The 17881-nt window shown below is 70.3% G+C and carries 12 protein-coding genes; 7 read left to right on the top strand and 5 right to left on the bottom strand.

Annotation, left to right across the window (positions count from 1 at the left end; translation table 11 throughout):
- Positions 1-44 precede the first annotated feature (44 nt).
- The 6 genes from A6A29_RS35540 (at position 45) to A6A29_RS35565 (ending at position 6343) form a co-directional block, all read left to right on the top strand.
- Complete coding sequence (locus tag A6A29_RS35540) at positions 45-452, top strand: DUF742 domain-containing protein (protein ID WP_073726950.1); 408 nt, start codon at positions 45-47, stop codon at positions 450-452.
- Positions 433-1014, top strand: coding sequence for a GTP-binding protein (locus A6A29_RS35545; RefSeq protein ID WP_003966011.1), 582 nt, complete (start codon positions 433-435; stop codon positions 1012-1014). Before A6A29_RS35540 ends, A6A29_RS35545 begins: the two co-directional genes overlap by 20 nt.
- 350 nt (positions 1015-1364) lie before the next feature.
- The gene (locus tag A6A29_RS35550; protein ID WP_073726952.1) at positions 1365-4577 is read left to right on the top strand and encodes a nitrate- and nitrite sensing domain-containing protein; all 3213 of its coding nucleotides are present in this window, start codon (positions 1365-1367) and stop codon (positions 4575-4577) included.
- 10 nt (positions 4578-4587) lie between these two features.
- Positions 4588-5001: a roadblock/LC7 domain-containing protein gene (locus A6A29_RS35555; RefSeq protein WP_073727376.1), complete on the top strand. Its 414-nt coding sequence runs from the start codon at positions 4588-4590 to the stop codon at positions 4999-5001.
- 90 nt (positions 5002-5091) lie between these two features.
- Positions 5092-5781 carry a DUF742 domain-containing protein gene (locus tag A6A29_RS35560; protein ID WP_073726954.1) on the top strand — a complete coding sequence of 230 codons (690 nt, stop codon included), beginning with the start codon at positions 5092-5094 and terminating at the stop codon, positions 5779-5781.
- Entirely contained in the window at positions 5762-6343 is a 582-nt protein-coding gene (locus A6A29_RS35565; protein ID WP_014048542.1) for a GTP-binding protein, read from the top strand. Before A6A29_RS35560 ends, A6A29_RS35565 begins: the two co-directional genes overlap by 20 nt.
- A gap of 149 nt (positions 6344-6492) precedes the next feature.
- On the opposite strand, the gene A6A29_RS35570 is transcribed toward A6A29_RS35565, so the two are convergent.
- The 4 genes from A6A29_RS35570 to A6A29_RS35585 form a co-directional block, all read right to left on the bottom strand.
- The gene (locus tag A6A29_RS35570; protein ID WP_073726956.1) at positions 6493-6696 is read right to left on the bottom strand and encodes an acyl-CoA carboxylase subunit epsilon; all 204 of its coding nucleotides are present in this window, start codon (positions 6694-6696) and stop codon (positions 6493-6495) included.
- Between the two features lie 66 nt (positions 6697-6762).
- The gene (locus A6A29_RS35575) at positions 6763-8346 is read right to left on the bottom strand and encodes an acyl-CoA carboxylase subunit beta (RefSeq protein ID WP_073726958.1); all 1584 of its coding nucleotides are present in this window, start codon (positions 8344-8346) and stop codon (positions 6763-6765) included.
- Between the two features lie 187 nt (positions 8347-8533).
- A complete protein-coding gene (locus A6A29_RS35580) occupies positions 8534-10888 on the bottom strand; it encodes a polysaccharide lyase 8 family protein (RefSeq protein ID WP_079183172.1) in 2355 nt (784 codons plus the stop codon).
- Between the two features lie 205 nt (positions 10889-11093).
- Positions 11094-14966, bottom strand: coding sequence for an endo-alpha-N-acetylgalactosaminidase family protein (locus A6A29_RS35585; RefSeq protein WP_073726960.1), 3873 nt, complete (start codon positions 14964-14966; stop codon positions 11094-11096).
- Between the two features lie 396 nt (positions 14967-15362).
- Here A6A29_RS35585 and A6A29_RS35590 point away from each other — a divergent pair, with 396 nt between their 5' ends.
- Positions 15363-16574 (top strand): glycoside hydrolase family 64 protein, encoded by a 1212-nt coding sequence (locus A6A29_RS35590; protein ID WP_198953525.1) that lies wholly within the window; start codon positions 15363-15365, stop codon positions 16572-16574.
- Positions 16575-16665: 91 nt separating this feature from the next.
- Here A6A29_RS35590 and A6A29_RS35595 read toward each other — a convergent pair whose 3' ends face one another.
- A complete protein-coding gene (locus A6A29_RS35595; protein WP_073726964.1) occupies positions 16666-17751 on the bottom strand; it encodes a DUF4185 domain-containing protein in 1086 nt (361 codons plus the stop codon).
- Between the last annotated feature and the right edge of the window lie 130 nt (positions 17752-17881).

Below are 17881 nucleotides of genomic sequence, written 5' to 3' on the forward strand. Positions count from 1 at the left end.
TTCAGACGGCAAGCCGACAGCCTGTTGTCACGCCCGGAGGATTCATGACCCCGCCACCCGCCTCACACGATCCGTACGGCGCACTGCATCACGCGTCGTACGACGGTGAAGGCGACCAGCCGCTGGTCCGTCCGTACGCCATGACCGGCGGCCGGACCCGGCCGCGCTACCAGCTAGCGATAGAGGCACTGGTCAGCACGACGGCAGACCCGGCGCATCTGGGAACACTGCTCCCCGAGCACCAGCGGATCTGCCACCTGTGCCGCGAGGTCAAGTCGGTGGCCGAGGTCTCGGCACTGCTGTCCATGCCGCTCGGCGTGGCCCGGATTCTCGTCGCGGACCTGGCGGAAGCCGGCATGGTGGCCATCCACCAGCCGGGCAATGGAGAGGCCGGCGGCGCGCCGGATGTGACACTGCTCGAAAGGGTGCTCAGTGGACTTCGCAAGCTCTAGCGGCGGTACGGGACGTGCCACCACCTCGGCGAAGATCGTGGTGGCGGGCGGTTTCGGCGTGGGCAAGACCACGTTCGTCGGGGCCGTGTCGGAGATCAATCCGCTGCGTACCGAAGCCGTGATGACGTCCGCGTCCGCGGGCATCGACGACCTGACCCACACCGGGGACAAGACCACCACGACGGTGGCCATGGACTTCGGCCGTATCACCCTGGACCAGGACCTGATCCTGTACCTCTTCGGAACCCCCGGACAGGACCGCTTCTGGTTCATGTGGGACGACCTCGTACGCGGCGCCATCGGCGCCGTCGTCCTCGTCGACACCCGCCGCCTCGCCGACTGCTTCCCCGCCGTCGACTACTTCGAGAACAGCGGCCTCCCCTTCGTCATCGCCCTCAACGGCTTCGACGGACACCAGCCCTACACCCCCGACGAAGTACGCGAAGCACTCCAGATCGGACCCGACGCGCCCATCATCACGACGGACGCCCGCCACCGCGCGGATGCCAAGAGCGGTTTGATCACGCTGGTGGAGCACGCTTTGATGGCCCGCCTCAAGTAAGGCGTAAGTCGTTATCGGTATACGGAAGTTGCCGTAGTCACGCGGGGGCGACCTGTGTCCTTTGACACGATCCGCCCCCGCGTTCATAACGTTTCGACAGAGAATTACCCTTACACCGACACCCGACGCATCCGACCGGTGCCACTGCGCTCACATGAGCCCCGCCTTTTGACGGGGCTCGCTCTTTATGCCCGTTTTATCTGAGGCCTGGACCACTCGGAATGACTCATTCCGACTGTTTGGAACGCGACCGGTCCTCGTGCTGCAATTCGATGAACTACCGAGCAGTACGGCCCTGAACGAAAAATCCGGCACAGCGTAGGTGCCGACGCCGAGAGGTTGTTGGTCGAGTGAGGCGAGGCAACGAGGGCTCCGCGGCGCGGCCGGAACGGGGTAATTTCACCCCGCCGCCGCGCGCCGCGGCATCGTCTGCGAGCACGTCCGATCCGGAGGCGGCCGGTGGCAGCACCAGTCGGCTGTCCCCGCGCAACTGGCGGGTGGCCACCCGGCTGAACGCGATCCTCCTGATCCCCGTGCTGGTCGGCCTGGTCATGGGCGGCTTCCAGGTGAAGGGGTCGGTCGACACCTGGAGCGAGGCCCAGGACGCCGAGCGGACCGCGCTGATCGTGCGCGCCGCCTCGGAGTACGGCCAGGCGCTGCTCAACGAGCGTGACCTCACCGCTCAGCCGCTGCTCTCCAACGACCGCGAGGCCGCCGTCGTCGAGCAGGTCCGCGCCACCACGGACGAGGCGCGGACGACGTTCGACGCCGCTGTGAAGAACATGCCCCCGAAGCAGGGCCTGGAGCGTCGTCTCAAGCTCTTCAAGGCCGAGGAGCCCAAACTCCCCGAGCTGCGCAAGGCCGCCTACGCCGAGGCGCTGGACCCGGTGAAGACCGAAGAGGGTTACACCCAGGTCCAGCACTCGCTGATGGAGTTCTCCAACGAGCTCGGACTCGGTACCGGCAACATCACCAGCTATGGCCGTACGGTCTACGCGATCGAGCTGGCCAAGGCTGCAGAATCGCTTCAGCGCTCCATCGGGATGCATCTGCTGGTGCGTCCCAGCCAGGAGCCCGGCACGTTCAACGGCCAGGTCAAGGCGTTCGGCTCGTACAACTATCTGGAACAGATCGCGCTGGGTGAGTTCAACTCGGGCGGCACCCAGGCGGACGTGGACCGGCTCCAGCAGGTCATGGCGAGCACGGCGGCCGACGGCGCCGAGCAGATCAGAACGGCCAAGCGGCAGGCCGAGGCCGGCGGGAAGAAGTTCGTGGCGCCGCCGAGCATCGACGGGTCGGTGTTCGACGGCATGGCCCAGCAGATCGGCCAGGGCCAGACGCCCGAGAAGCTGGCGTCCAAGGGCATCACCCCGGAGTCCTGGATGGCCGCCGCCACCGCCAAGTTCGAGGGCTACACCACGGTCGAGGACGAGCTGGTCGACAAGGCGGTCACCGAGGCCGCGGACATCTCCGCCGCGGCGAGGACCGACGCCTTCGTCAACGGCGCCGTCGTGGTCGTCTCACTGCTGGCCGCCTTCCTCCTGGCCGGGCTCATGGCCCGCCAGATGAGCCGCTCGATGCGCCGGCTGCGCACCGCCGCCTTCGGTATCGCCGAACAGCGGCTGCCGATGCTGGTCGACCAGCTGTCGCGGACCGATCCCGGCCGGGTCGACACCCGGGTCCGGCCGATCCCGATCACCACCCGGGACGAGATCGGCGAGGTCGCCCGCGCCTTCGACCAGGTGCACCGCGAGGCCGTCCGGCTCGCCGCCGAGCAGGCCATGCTGCGGGGCAACGTCAACGCGATCTTCACCAACCTCTCCCGGCGCAACCAGTCGCTCATCGAGGGCCAGCTGACCCTCATCACCGGCCTGGAGAACAACGAGGCCGACCCGGACCAGCTGGAGAGCCTCTTCAAGCTGGACCACCTGGCCACCCGCATGCGCCGCAACGGCGAGAACCTCCTCGTGCTCGCGGGTGAGGAGCCCGGCCGCCGCTGGAACCAGCCGGTGCCGCTGGTCGACGTGCTGCGGGCCGCCTCCTCCGAGGTGGAGTCCTACGAGCGCATCGAACTCACCGGCGTACCGGAGAGCGAGATCCACGGCCAGGCCGTCACCGACCTGGTGCACCTGCTGGCCGAGCTGCTGGAGAACGCCACCACCTTCTCCTCGCCGCAGACCAAGGTCCGCGTCAACGCGACCCGGCTGCCGGACGGCCGGGTGATGGTCGAGATCCACGACAAGGGCATCGGCCTCACCCCCGAGGACTTCGCCGACATCAACCACAAGCTGGCCAACCCGCCGACCGTGGACGCCGCGGTGTCCCAGCGCATGGGCCTGTTCGTGGTCGGCCGGCTCTCCGACCGGCACGGCATCCGCGTCCAGCTGCGCCCCTCCGGCGAGCAGGCGGGGACCACCTCGCTGGTCATGCTGCCGGACGCCATCACCCACGGTGGCGGCGGCGAACCCGCGCCCATTCAGGGCGACTTCACCGTCTCCTCGATCATTCCGCAGCAGCAGTCCTTCCCGGCCGCCCCGCAGCAGCCGCAGATCCGCACCGCGGCCGAACTCGGCTTCGACGACTCGCGGTACGAGGCACCGGCGGACTCGGCGCAGCTGGACCCGGTCGGCCGCTCGCTGCTGCGCGAGGAGCGCCGCGCCGCACTGGAGTCCCAGCAGCCCCGGTCCCAGCCGCAGTCCCAGCCGCAGCCGTACGCGCAGGACCCGTACGGCCAGGACCGGTACAGCCAGGAGCAGTACGCCCAGGACCCGTACGCCCAGGAGCCGCAGCAGCAGGAGTACGAGCGGAATGCGTACGGGGACGGCTACGATCCGTACGCCACCGGGACCGGCTACCCCCCGCAGGCACCACAGCCGGAGCAGACACCACAGGGTGACTATCCGGAATCGGCATATGCCGCTCCGGATGCTCCGCAGGACGCCTACGCCGAGCAGTACACCTCCGGCAACGCCCAGCCCCACCAGGATGGTTGGCCTGATCAGAGCGGGTATCAGGGCACCTATGAGCCTGTTGTCCAAGCCGAAGCGGAATCTGCACCCAGCGCTCCCGCGGAGCCCTCGGAGCGCGTAGGCTTCGATCGTCCGGGGCCTACCCCGAACGACGGCCACGAGCTGACCGAAGCCGGTCTGCCGCGCCGGGGCGGTCAGCAGCACTGGCAGCCCACCGGGCGCGGAAACGATCAGCCTGTCGCAGCTCGGCAGCAGCCGCAGCAGGAACAGCCGCAGCAGCAGCCGGAGCAGCAAGCCGCGCAGGTGAACGGGGACGGCCCCGACGACTGGCGCTCGACGAACGACGAGCGCTGGGAGCGGGCCGAGAAGCTCCGTGAACCGAAGGCGGGCGGGATCACCCCCTCCGGTCTTCCCCGGCGTGTACCCAAGGCCAATCTGGTCGAGGGCACGGCGGAGCAGACCCAGCAGGGCGGCCCACAGGTCTCCCGTGCCCCCGAGGACGTCCGCGGCAGGTTGAGCAGACTGCGGCGCGGTGTCCAGCGGGGACGCAGTGCGGGGTCGGACACAAGTACCACCTACAACCAGGAGCGTTAGTGTGAGCCCGATGAGCCAGGCGGCGCAGAATCTCAACTGGTTGATCACCAACTTCGTGGACAACACCCCCGGGGTGTCGCACACGGTGGTGGTCTCCGCCGACGGACTCCTGCTGGCGATGTCCGAGGGTTTCCCGCGCGACCGTGCCGACCAGTTGGCGGCTGTCGCCTCCGGTCTGACGTCGCTGACCGCGGGCGCCTCGCGTATCTTCGAAGGCGGCGCCGTGAATCAGACGGTTGTGGAGATGGAGCGTGGATTCCTCTTCCTGATGTCCATCTCGGACGGTTCCTCCCTCGCCGTCCTCGCCCACCCGGATGCCGATATCGGTCTTGTCGGGTACGAAATGGCACTTCTGGTCGACCGCGCGGGCGGGGTTCTGACCCCGGACCTCCGCGCCGAGCTCCAGGGAAGTCTTCTTAACTAGTAGGCAGACAGTGCGTTTCTCGCCACCGCGCCATAAGGTGCGGTGGCGCGGCCCCACTGGGATCGGCGACCGGCAGTCGGAGGAGGAAACGTGGCAGCACCCACAGACGGGCACCCGTACGACGGTGCCCGGAGGGTTCCGGGTGAGCACGGTGACAACCGCTTCAACTTCCCCTCCTCGCCCGGCAGACAGGGTCCGCAGGAGCCCTATCAGCAGCAGCCGTACCAGCAGCAGCCCCACTATCCTTACCAGCCGCAACAGCCGTATCAGCAGCCGCAGCAGCCCCGGCGTGCGCAGGGTTCCGACTGGCCCCCGCAGCACCCGGACGCGGGGTGGCCCCAGCAGCCCCAGCAGCCGCAGCGGTACGACTCGCCCCGGCAGCCCCGCATTCAGCCGGTGCAGCCGCAGCAGGCCCCCGAGCCTGACGCGCACTCCGGGCACAACCCGTTGGTCCGTCCGTACGCCATGACCGGCGGCCGGACCCGGCCGCGTTACCAGCTCGCCATCGAGGCGCTGGTCAGCACCACGGCCGATCCGTCCCGGCTGCAAGGGCAGTTGCCCGAGCACCAGCGGATCTGCCGGCTCTGCATCGAGATCAAGTCGGTGGCCGAGATTTCGGCCCTTCTTTCGATCCCGCTCGGCGTTGCCCGCATCCTCGTGGCCGATCTGGCCGAGGCCGGACTCGTCGCTATCCATCAGCCCGGCGGCGACGAGGCCGCCGGCGGCCAGCCAGATGTGACACTGCTCGAAAGGGTGCTCAGTGGACTTCGCAAGCTCTAGCGGCGGAGCGGCCCGCTCCACTACCTCGGCGAAGATCGTGGTGGCAGGGGGCTTCGGCGTGGGTAAGACCACGTTTGTCGGTGCTGTTTCGGAGATCAATCCGCTGCGTACCGAAGCCGTGATGACGTCCGCGTCCGCGGGCATCGACGACCTGACCCACACCGGGGACAAGACCACCACGACGGTGGCCATGGACTTCGGCCGTATCACCCTGGACCAGGACCTGATCCTGTACCTCTTCGGAACCCCCGGACAGGACCGCTTCTGGTTCATGTGGGACGACCTCGTACGCGGCGCCATCGGCGCCGTCGTCCTCGTCGACACCCGCCGCCTCGCCGACTGCTTCCCCGCCGTCGACTACTTCGAGAACAGCGGCCTCCCCTTCGTCATCGCCCTCAACGGCTTCGACGGACACCAGCCCTACACCCCCGACGAAGTACGCGAAGCACTCCAGATCGGACCCGACACCCCGATCCTCACCACGGACGCCCGCCACCGCGCGGATGCCAAGAGCGCGCTCATCACGCTGGTGGAGCACGCCCTGATGGCCCGCCTGCGCTGACGGCCCCGGCCGCCGCACGCAAGAGCCCCGCACTCCTTGGGAGTGCGGGGCTTTCCCGTGTGTACCGGGTCCGTCGCGGCGGGCTCCGTGGCGCCCGCATCGGGCCGCTGCCGGTGGCCGGTCCCGCCGGCCGCCCTCAGCGGCCGTTCTCAGCCCTGCCAGCTGTGCGGGGCGCGGAAGCCGGGAGTGCGCTCCAGACGGCGCCATCCGGCCGTGTCACGGCCGCGGTGGGCGGGGGCGGCGGGCTGGGACGCCGCGCGGGCGAGCAGAACCGCGGTGATGGCCGCGAGCTCCTCGGGGTCGGCGTGACCCTTCTCGACGCGCAGCACTGACTCGGCAGGAGTAGGGCTCATAGGTGTGTCTCCGTCTTCTCGGCAGGGTGTCGCGGGCTCCGGCGGGGTCACCGCCGCAGGCCGCGGCTACTGCGGCGGGTTGCCGTGCTTACGGGACGGCAGGTCGGCGTGCTTGTTGCGGAGCATCGCGAGCGAGGCGATCAGCACCTCGCGGGTCTCGGCGGGGTCGATGACGTCATCGACGAGGCCGCGCTCCGCCGCGTAGTAGGGGTGCATCAGTTCGGCCTTGTACTCCTTGACCATGCGCGCCCGCATGGCCTCGGGGTCCTCGGCCTCCGCGATCTGGCGTCGGAAGATGACGTTGGCGGCACCTTCGGCGCCCATCACCGCGATCTCGTTGGTGGGCCAGGCGTAGGTGAGGTCCGCGCCGATGGACTGGCTGTCCATGACGATGTAGGCGCCTCCGTAGGCCTTGCGCAGGATCAGCGAGATCCTCGGCACGGTGGCGTTGCAGTAGGCGTAGAGCAGCTTCGCGCCGTGCCGGATGATCCCACCGTGCTCCTGATCGACACCGGGCAGGAAGCCGGGTACGTCCAAAAGAGTGATGATGGGGATGTTGAATGCATCACACATCTGGACGAATCGTGCGGCCTTCTCGGACGCCTCGATGTCCAGGACTCCGGCCAGCGCCTGCGGCTGGTTGGCGACGATGCCGACCACGGCACCGTCCATGCGGGCCATCGCGCAGATGATGTTGCGGGCCCAGCGTTCGTGGATCTCCAGGTAGTCGCCGTCGTCGACGAGCTCCTCGATGACCTTGTGCATGTCGTACGGGCGGTTGCCGTCGGCGGGGACCAGGTCCAGCAGGACGTCACCGCGCCGGTCGGCCGGGTCGTCGCTCGCCACCGTCGGCGGGTTCTCCCGGTTGTTCGAGGGCAGCATCCCGATCAGATACCGGACCTCCGCGATACAGGTCTCCTCGTCGTCGTACGCGAAATGCGCCACGCCCGACGTCTCGGCGTGCACATCCGCACCGCCCAGACCGTTCTGCGAGATCTCCTCGCCCGTCACCGCCTTCACCACGTCCGGACCCGTGATGAACATCTGCGACGTCTCACGCACCATGAACACGAAGTCCGTCAGCGCCGGACTGTAGGCCGCACCGCCCGCACACGGACCGAGCATCACACTGATCTGCGGGATCACCCCCGACGCCCGCGTGTTCCGCTGGAAGATCCCCCCGTACCCCGCCAGCGCCGAGACGCCCTCCTGGATACGCGCACCCGCACCGTCGTTCAGCGACACCAGCGGCGCACCCGCCGAGATCGCCATGTCCATGACCTTGTGGATCTTCGTCGCATGAGCCTCGCCCAGCGCCCCGCCGAAGATCCGGAAATCGTGCGCGTACACGAAGACCGTCCGGCCCTCGACCGTGCCCCACCCCGTGATCACACCGTCCGTATAGGGCTTCTTCGCCTCCAGGCCGAACCCCGTCGCCCGGTGCCGCCGCAGCTGCTCGACCTCCTTGAACGAATCCGGGTCCAGCAGCAGCCCGATACGCTCACGCGCCGTCAGCTTGCCCTTCGCGTGCTGCGCCTCGGTCGCACGGTCGCTCGGTCCGCGCCTCGCCTGCTCACGCAGGGCCAGCAGCTCGGCCACCCGGCCACGGGTGTCGGTCGGGTCACCCGGGGTTTCCTCCACAACGGTCATGTATCGACCCTACGAACCCCGACCCAGAAACCCTGCCGTCGACTCCGGACAGTCTCCTGCCCCGTTTGGTGGTGGGAGTGGACAGAACCCGTTCCCCATGCAGCCGAACCACCAGCCCAGTACCACTCCGCTTTGTGGATCTCCCACAAAGCGGAGTGGTGAGGTGTACAGCACACGACAGGACTGGTCAGCGCACCTCGCAGCGCAGTGTGGCGCCTTCGGTACCCGGCGAGGCGCGCAGCACGAGCCGGTTGCCGGTCGCGCGGACCTCGATCCCCGGATCGGTACGGACCACCGTACGCACCGGGCGGTCCCAGACCACGTCCACCGGGGCGCCCGACCGGTCGGGTCCGCTGACACAGAGCGTAGTGGAGTGCCGCCCCTGCCTGACAAGGACGCTCGCCGGGCCCGTGGCGGAAAGCGGCCCCGCCGCGCCGGGCTGCCAGAAGTTCGCGGCGGTCAGGCCCAGCGAGCGGACGGCGACGGCCTGCGCCGCGGCCGTGTTGGCGAGAACCTTCAACCAGCCCCGGTCCGCTCCCCTGGCCGCCACCGTGCGCCGGTCGGCTCCCGGCATCAGCAGATAGACGTAGTCGGCGCCCACCGGGTCGGTGCCGTGGTCGAGCCAGAGCGTCTGCCAGTGGCGGGTCTCGCGGGCGGTGGAGCTGGTGGTGTTGATGTCGGCCCAGGCACCGGTCCTGGCCTCGCGCAGCGTGCGCAGGGCGGCGCCGCCGGGCAGGACCCAGCCGCCGTGTCCTTCCAGGTGGGCCCAGCGCGGGCGGTCCCGGCCGTCGAGCGTGAAGGGGTGGGCGTCGCCGTCCGGGCCGAGGTTGCGGTTGTCCACGACCGTCTCGACGGGCACCCCGTCGGTGGCGGTGATCCCCGCGCCGAGGCAGATGATCGCGTCGGCGGCGCAGAACCAGGACTTGCGGGCCTCCAGGGTGGAGCCGAGGCCCTTGATGTGCTGCCCCACCGCGGCGAACTCCCCGTCGTGGGCGCCGCCGGTCCACCGTACGGCGGGCCGGGGCTCGCCCCATTCGCCGCCCGCCCGGTCGGCGAGGCGCTTGGTGGAGACGGTGATGCCGGGCAGGCGGTACCAGTTGACGGTTGGCCAGAACCAGTCGGTGTACTGGTCGCCCCGCTCGGTCCCCGGCCACCAGTAGAGCATCCCCGCCCCGGTGTGCCAGGCGCGCGGGTTCTCGCCGTTGCCGCACTCGTAGGAACTGATGCGCTCCGAGGACATGGCGATGTTGGCGGCCCAGCCGGGGCGGCGGTGGACGGCCCGGTCCATGGCCGCGAACAGGGTGTGGCCGACGGGCTCCGGGGCGGCGGGGACGGGGGCCGCCGCGGCGGCGTGCAGCCGGGCGAGGTCGCCGATGTCGAACTGCGGGGCGGCGAGGATCGGGGAGGTGGTGTCCCGCTCGATCCAGCCCTTGATCATCCCGTTCCACCGGTCGCGCTCGGCGGCGGACGCCCCGCCCGCGAGCAGCGCGATGGCCGCGATCAGGCCCTGCCCGTGGAAGTGGTCGCCGCGCAGCACCTGGCGCTCGTCGCCCTTGAGCAGACCCCGGCTGATGGCGCGGCCGTTGACGCTGTCCATCGCCAGGCCGTTGAGGATCAAGGGCGCGTAGGCCCGCTCGACGCTGTCCAGGATGGTCTGCCGGCCCGGGTCGGTGACCGCCCAGGTGGACCCGGCGAGCAGCGCGAACAGCCGGCCGAGGCCGTCGAGCATGACCTGTCCGTACGTCCCCGAGTAGGCGACCCAGGTGTGCTGGACGAAGGAGCCGTCGGCGTAGAGCCCGTCGCCCTTCGTCACGTACGGGAAGACGGGCGAGAGGGCGTCGCGGGCCAGCGCGGTCTTGGCCGCCTGCCGGCCGAGGATGCCGCGCAGGGCGACGGAGCGGCAGAGGTCGACCCGGTTGGCGCCGGTGGAGGTGCCGCTGTAGTCGCGGAGCATGGCGTCGGGGATGAAGTGGTCGACGGCCGCGCAGGCGGCCTGCCGCTGCTCCTCGGTGAGGTGGTCGTGGAGGACGGCGACGATGTCCATGAGCAGGCGGGGGCTGCCGATCTGCCACTCCCACCAGTTCCCGTAGCGGGTGGTGGACGGGTTGTAGACCGTCGTGCCGAGGTGGTCGAGGCCACGCAGGACATCGGCGAGGAGTCCGGCGTCCCCGGTGTGTCCGGTACCCGGCTGGGCGTACGCCCGGGTCATGGTCCACAGGCGGCTGTAGCTCTGGGTGATGCCGGACGGCGGGTCGAAGGTCAGGCCGGGCCAGAGGGAGTGCGGGGCCGGGCTCATGGACGTACGGAATCCGGCGGCGGACGCGCCGGTCGCGGCGAGGCGGGAGGCGTAGGGCTCGACGGCCGCGTCGTAGCCGGTGCCGAGGGCGAGGCCGGTCCAGCGCAGGCGGAGGGTGTCGAACTCCGTGTCGTCGGGGGCCGGTGAGGGGCCGGCGGCGTGGGCCGGTCCCGGCAGGGAGAGGCCGAGGGCGGTGGCGCTGCCGGTGGCCAGGAAGGCACGGCGCGACCAGGCGGCGTCGGACATGAGCGGCACGGGTGAACCTCCGGGGGCGGGGGGCCCGGACGCCCGGCCCGGACCCGGTCGTGCGACCTGGTCCGGGCGGCCGGCCGGGGCCCCGAACGGTGTGGACCGGGCGCCCGCCGGTCTAGCACGGGCCCGGTCGGGACGGAAGAGCGGGAGCAGCGGCCGAGGGGGCGCGGCCGGATGCCGGCCGCGCCCCCTGTCCCTCTCAGCTCCCGCAGTGGAAGCGGGCGTTGCCCCAGTCGGCGTGGTCGTTGCCGTTGCCGTCGCCGCCGTCGTCGACGACCAGCTCGACATACCGCGCGCCGGTCACATCGGCGGTGAGCGGCCAGGCGGCGTCGGTCGCCTTGAGCACCGGCGATGTCACCTTGCCGGTGCCGTCCGCGGTGACGGAGAACCGCACGCTGCCGCGCGAGGTCTGCGCATCGTCCACGCCCACCTCGGCGGTGAGGGAGGTGCACTTCCCGCCCAGGTAGTAGCGGACCTTCGCCGGGGCGTGGGTGCCGATGCCCTTGGCGTACGTGACCCCGCCGATCTTCAGCGGGGAGCCGTCGCCGGTCCCCGTCTCACCGTTGGAGAGGTCGCGCTCGACCGGTCCCCAGCCGTTCTCGGAGGCCGTCCAGTCCAGGTCACTGGCCCAGCTGTCCGTGGTGGGCGGCGGCGGCAGGGTCCGTACGGACGTCTGCGCGCCCAGCTTCCGCCCCGTACCGCCGACCGTGTACGTGGCCTGCGAACTCAGCTGGTACGTCCGGTACTCGGCGTCCAGCGGCGGGGTGACCCGCCAGGTGCCGGTGGCCTTCGCGCCCGGCGCGACCGAGTCGAACGTGACGGCGCCCGCGGGCTGTGCGGTCCAGCCCTCGGGCACGGTGAGGGCCACCTCGACGCCGGTCGCCGCCGTGGTCTCGAAGTTGCTGAAGGATGCCTTCACCGTGTTGGCTTCGCCGGGCACCAGGGTCTCGGCGTCGGCGGCGAGGGCGAGGGTTCCGCAGACGGCCTCCTCACCGGCCGGGGCCGGGCCGAGGTCGGTGACGGTGAAGCCGTCGAGGACGAAGTCGGCGCCCTCGGGGGCGTCCCCGCGCTTGCGCAGCCCGGTCCAGGTGTCGCCGCAGCCCGCGGTGAGCGTCTCGGTGAAGTGGCCGGTGGTGCGCTGCTCACCGATGGGGGTGGTCCGGGTCGCGGTGGCGGCGGGGGTGCCGTCGGCGGTGATCCGGTCGTAGCCGTCGACCCACTCGTAGGCCCCGGCGTGGCTGGACTGGTAGTCGTACTCGACCCGGTAGCGGCGGCCGTCGGTCATGGGCACGGTCCAGGGGGCCGTGCGGTAGACGAGGCCGGTGTTCTCCTCGTGGGCCTTCAGCGACTCCTTGCCGCCCAGCACATCATCGACGCGCTTTCCGTTCCAGCCGGCCTGCGTGTACGGGGCGTGCAGCTGGGAGACGCTGGTGCGGGGGTCGGTGCTGCCGCCCGCGTCACCCTTGAGGAAGGGTCCCCAGCCCTGGTCGACGTCCTCGAAGTCCTCGTACACGACCGTGTTCTTCCTGGTCGTGGGCGCGTTCTCGACCAGGCGTACGTCATCGGCGCGGACCGTGACCGTACTGCCCCCGGCCGCTTCGATACGGAGTGTGGTGCGGCCGTTCGCGGGGGCGGTGAAGTTCACCTTGGCCCGCTGGAAGTACGTCCCGTTCCAGTCGGAGGCGGCGACCTGATCCTTCGCGGTGGAGCGGTCCACGGCGACGGACTTCCCGCCCGCGGAGAGGCTGGTGTGCCTGCTCCCGCCGGGCTCCACCTCGATGAGGGCCGAGGCGGTGTAGCGCTTGCCGGGCTTGAGGCCGGTGACGCGCTGGGAGACCGAGGCGGCCGGTGAGCCCGAGAGCTCGACGCTGTTGCGGCCCTGGCCGTCGGTGTCGCGGGTGGCGGTGCCGGTACGGGTCCAGGCGTCGAGCCCGTTGTCGTTGAAGCCGGGGTCGGCGACCGGGGTGCCCTCGCCCCAGCGGGGGTCGGCGGCCTTCGGGGCGTGGTCCGGGTAGAGGACGTACGGCTGCCCGGCGGCGGCCTTCAGCGTGATCCTCCCGTCCGTGGGGCGGACGGTGGTGACCTTCTCGCGGCCGTTGTCGGTGAGCTTGTAGACGGTGTACGCACCCTTGCCGGGCACCTCCCAACTACTGCTGCCACCAGCCTTGTTGTAGTGGTACAGCTTCTTCCCGCCGTCCCACGGCAGGAGGTAGTCGCTGCCGCTGAGGACCTTGCGGCCGTGGTCGTAGAAGGTGCGCTTCCCGTCCTCGACCGTGCCCCGCACACCACCGGTGAAGGTGATGTCGTTGCCGGCCCAGCGGGTGATCCGCTCCTGCTGGAGGTACTTCGCGGGCAGGTTCCGCTGCCAGATGTTGGCGTAGAAGGCGTTCCAGTCGGTCTCGCCCGTCCAGCCCTCGAACTCCTCGATGGCGCTCTGGCCGAGGACCGGGTCGTTGTTCCAGATGTCCTTCTCGCCGTTGCGGATGAACCGGATGATCTGCGAGTTGAGGCCCTTGTTGGTGGCCCCGCCGTAGTTCAGGTCGTTCGCCCAGTGCGACCACAGGGAGCCGCGCTCGAACTTGTCGGCCCACTCGGTGCCGACGTTCCAGCCCTGCCGCTGCACGGCCTGGAGCGTCTTGTCGGCGATCCAGCCGTGGGAGTAGTAGACGTCGATGTAGAGCAGGCTGAGGTTCTTGTCGGTCTCGTCGCGCAGCTGCTGGAAGCGCCGGGCCAGGTCGCCGCTGTTGATGTCGCGGCGCTGGTCGATGTAGTAGCTCTGGTTGAGCCAGTTCCAGCCGGGCTTGGTCCTGTCGACCAGCTTCTCGTCGAAGGCCTTCGCCTCGGGGTACGACTCGGTGGCGTTGACGTGGACGCCGAAGGTGGCGCCCCACTTCTTGCCGTTCTTGAGCAGCGCGTTGAGGTCCTTCAGCCCGCCGGCGCGCTTGTTGTAGTTGCCGCCGTAGTCGGGGTGGGCGGAGTCGTGCCCCTCGGAGCCGTAGCCCTTGAGGAGGGCGAGCTGGCCGAGGCCGTCGGTGGCCTGCGAGATCCGCTTGACGTCGTCCAGGGTGCGCAGGAAGGGGTGGGTGGCCTGGCTGGCGAAGTTGAACGGGATGTGGGTGATGACCCGGTCCGGGGTGTCCTCGCCACCGGGTGCGGCGATGCCGATGCCGCGGAAGGCGATGGCGCCGTCCTGCCAGTCGACGGTCCTGTCCCCGTTGGCATCGGGCGTGACGACGACCTTCGCCCAGGGGAGGTCCGCCCCGCTCTCGGGCTTCGGCGCGCCCTCGCCCCGGTAGGTCCACTGGCCGGACCAGACGCCGACCCGGACGCCGCCGTCCTCGGCCTTGCGGGCCTGGTGCCAGAAGCGGGCGTCGTCGCCACCGGTGGCGCCCGCGGGCTTGTCGTAGGAGGAGTTGGACTCGACGGCCGCGGCGAGGGCGCCGGTGTGGACGATCGCATAGCTGGCGCCGACGGGTGCGGGGTCGGCCGCCGTGTCCGCGGTGACCTTCCCGAAGACGTCGGCGGTCCGCGTCGAGTCCGGGTCGAGCTTGGTGAAGGCGGTCGCCGCGCCGGTGTCCGCGGAGCCGACGGAGACCAGGTCGTGCCCGGGTATGTCGATGGTGCCGACCCGGAACGCCGCGGTGTCGCGGACGGCGGTCACCTGGAAGGTGGTGGCGCGCCCGGAGACGGAGAGCGTGGCGTCGATCTCGATGCCGGGCAGGTCGGTGAAGGTGAGGGTGTAGCGGGCGGTGGAGGCGGTGACCTTGGGTGCGCCCTTGAGGGCGACCGGGTGGGCGGTGCCGTTGAGGGTGACGGCGGTGACCGGCCGGGTGCTGCCGAGGAGCCGCTTCCCACTGGCCCGGTCGGTGTACGACAGGACGCGCGGGAAGTCGTCGGCGACGGCGACGGAGAGCTGCGCGGATCCGATGGCGGCGGAGCCGCTGGGGTCGGCCGCCTCGGCTGCGGCGGGGAGCGGGTCGGCGGCTGCGGCGGGGAGGCTGGTCCCCACGAGCGCCAGGACGGCTGCTGAGGCGGCGGCGACGGCGCCGGCCGAAGTGAATCTTCGCGACATGGCCCCTGAGTAGTCGCCGTGTCGGGACAGCGTCAACGACGTACGCCCTCAAGGGCCGTCGCAGTCCAACAACCGCCGTGCGTTAGTCCAAGTCGGGCGCGCACGGGCCGGACCCGGTCGCGCGTTCATTTGGTGATCACCGACGCCGCCGTCCCGTCGGTCCGGCCCCGTCCGCTTCCGGACGGAGCCCGCCAAGTGCCATGAATCAGCGTCGAGTGGTGAAGACCCAGAATTTCTGAGAGCGCTCTCAGTCACAAGTATTGACGCCCACCCCGGGCGTCGCGAGAGTGGTGCGCACCGCAGACGCCCCGCTGTCCCGGCTTTCCCCCCACCACCCCCGCGATCCCCGTCTGCGGCCCCCACACACCTCGGGAGTCCCTCGTGATCTCGCGCAGAATGTTCCTGACGGGCGCCGCCGCCTCGGCCACGGCGCTGACCTACCCGCTCTGGGGAAGCGCCCTGAGCCCCCGCGCCTCCGCGGCACCCGCGACCTGTGAACTGGCCCTGGAGAACCGCTCGTTGCCGGGCACGGTGCATGCCTATGTCACCGGCCACGAGCAGGGCACCGACCGCTGGGTGCTGCTGCGCGCGGACGGCGGCGTCTACCACCCGGACTCCCCCGGCGCGCCGCAGACCCCGCTGCCGGTCGACTGCGCCATTCCGCTGAAGGGCGCGGGCGCGGGACCGGTCGTCCTGACGCTTCCCCAGATGTACGGGGCCCGTGTCTACTTCGTACGCGACGGCAAGCTGGACTTCTATCTGAACCCCGGCCCCTCCCTGGTGGAACCGGCCTTCGCGACACCCACGGACCCGAACTACGGGCGGACCTGGTCGTTCTGCGAGTTCACCTTCAACCCGCAGCAGCTGTTCGCGAACATCAGTTACGTCGACCTGGTGACCGCGCTGCCGATCGGGCTGACGCTGGAGGGCGACTCCACCCACACCGTCGCACCGCTCCCGGACGGCGCCGTGCAGCGGATCGCCGACGGCCTCACGGCACAGGCGGCCACGGACGGGCAGCCCTGGGACAAGCTGGTCACCCGGGGATCGGACGGCCATGTGCTGCGGGTCATCTCGCCGCAGAACCTGATGGCCCCGTTCTTCGACCGGCCGGACCAGATGCCGTTCCGGGACCTGTTCACGGCGCAGATCGACGAGGTCTGGAACAAGTACCGCTCCACCGACCTGCGCATCGATCTCCAGGGCGGCCGGGGCACACTCGCCGGGCGGGTCAGCGGTGACACGCTGACGTTCGCGGGCGGCCACACCTTCGTCAAGCCGGTGTCGAAGGACATCTTCACCTGCAACCACGGGCCGTTCACCAACAACCCGGGCGACTCCGACGACAAGAAGGCGCTCCTGGCGCGGCTGGCGGCGGGCTTCAACCGCTCGATCATGCTCAGCCACCCGCAGCAGCCGAACGGCACCACGGCGGCGGACTACTACCGGGGCACGGTGACCAACCACTGGTCGCGGGTCGTCCACGCCAACAGCCCGATCGGCTACGCCTTCCCGTACGACGACGTACGCCCCGACGGCCGGCCGGACGTCTCGGGCGCGGCGCACGACGGCAACCCGCGGCGCTTCACGGTGAGCGTGGGTTCCTGACCCTGCCCCACCAGGGTGCGCGGGTGCCCCCGCCCCGCGGGGCGGGGGCACCTCCGTGCGTCACCGGCCGGCGCTGTCCACGGCCGGTGCCCTACCCGCTCAGCCCGTTGATGCGGTACTGCATCACCCGGTAGTTCTGGTCGTCGTACCACTGGCTGACGGCGATATGGAAGTCCGCGAAGGTCGATCCCGGGATGATGAAACCGCCGTACGGACTCGCCACCGCATTGCCGAATTCCAGTCCTGGCACGGTCGGGACGATGATGGTCTGTTCCGGTGTGGCGAACAGATTGGACGTGGGCAGCGCGAAAATCTGGGCGCGCATGTCGAGCGGGGCCATATTGAGCCAGCTGAGTGCGTATTTTCCGTCCATGGCGCGGAAGCAGATCTCGCCCCATCGGCGCGGCCCGATGACCGAGGTCGGATAGTTGCCCCAGGCCCAGACCCCGTTCGCGTACCCCCAGGGCTCGTATGCCGCGGGATTTCCGAGGGCGTCCTGCGGAACCCGGTGGAGCAGCAGGTCCGACGTCACATCCCGGTTGAACACCGTGGACAGGACGTAGCAGTATCCGTCGTCCGCCACCGCGTAGGTCTTCTGCTGGAACTGCCCGTTGTACTGGTCGCCCGCCCATTGGCAGAGGTACTCCCAGGTCTCCCCGTTGTCCCGGGAGCGCCAGAAATCGGAGTGGTGGGTCTGGTAAATCACTCCGCGCATGAGGTGCATGTACATCGTGTCGCCGATGGTGAACACATCGGAGGGAATGGCGGTGGTGCCGCCGTCGTGCCCCTCGGGGACCAGGCCCACGGCATGGGCGCCTCCCACGCTGTCGTCGATGACGAGGGAGCCGAGGGAGGCGTTGCGGGACCGCAGGCCCACCGGTGACCGCCAGTCGGGGCCGCCCACACCGCCTCCGTCGAAGGTGTCGCCCCCGACGAAGAGCATGGAGCCGTCGGGGCAGCGGGCGGGGATGCCCAGGTCGGTCCAGGGAGCAGCGAAGCGGCCGGTCTCCGCCGGGCCGGTGAGGTTGCGCACCTTCCCGCCGGTGATCAGTCGCTCGCCGCTCCCGGCGGCGCCCGCGGCCGTGCTGCCCGCGGCGACGCCCGCCGCGGCGAGGACGACGCCCGTACCGGCCCGCAGGAGCGAGCGGCGCGTCAGGGAGTGGGGGGATCGGTGCATGGGACAGCTCCTGTGGAGAGGGGCTCGCTGCGGCCGGGTCGACGTGGGGCCAATTCGGCCGGCCCGCTGGACCTTTCGGAGCGTAGGTCCCGATGTCCCCGCGCGAAAGGTGGTGTTCACCGGCGCATTT

Origin of the sequence: Streptomyces sp. TSRI0281, assembly GCF_001905125.1 — a bacterium.
GTDB lineage: Bacteria > Actinomycetota > Actinomycetes > Streptomycetales > Streptomycetaceae > Streptomyces.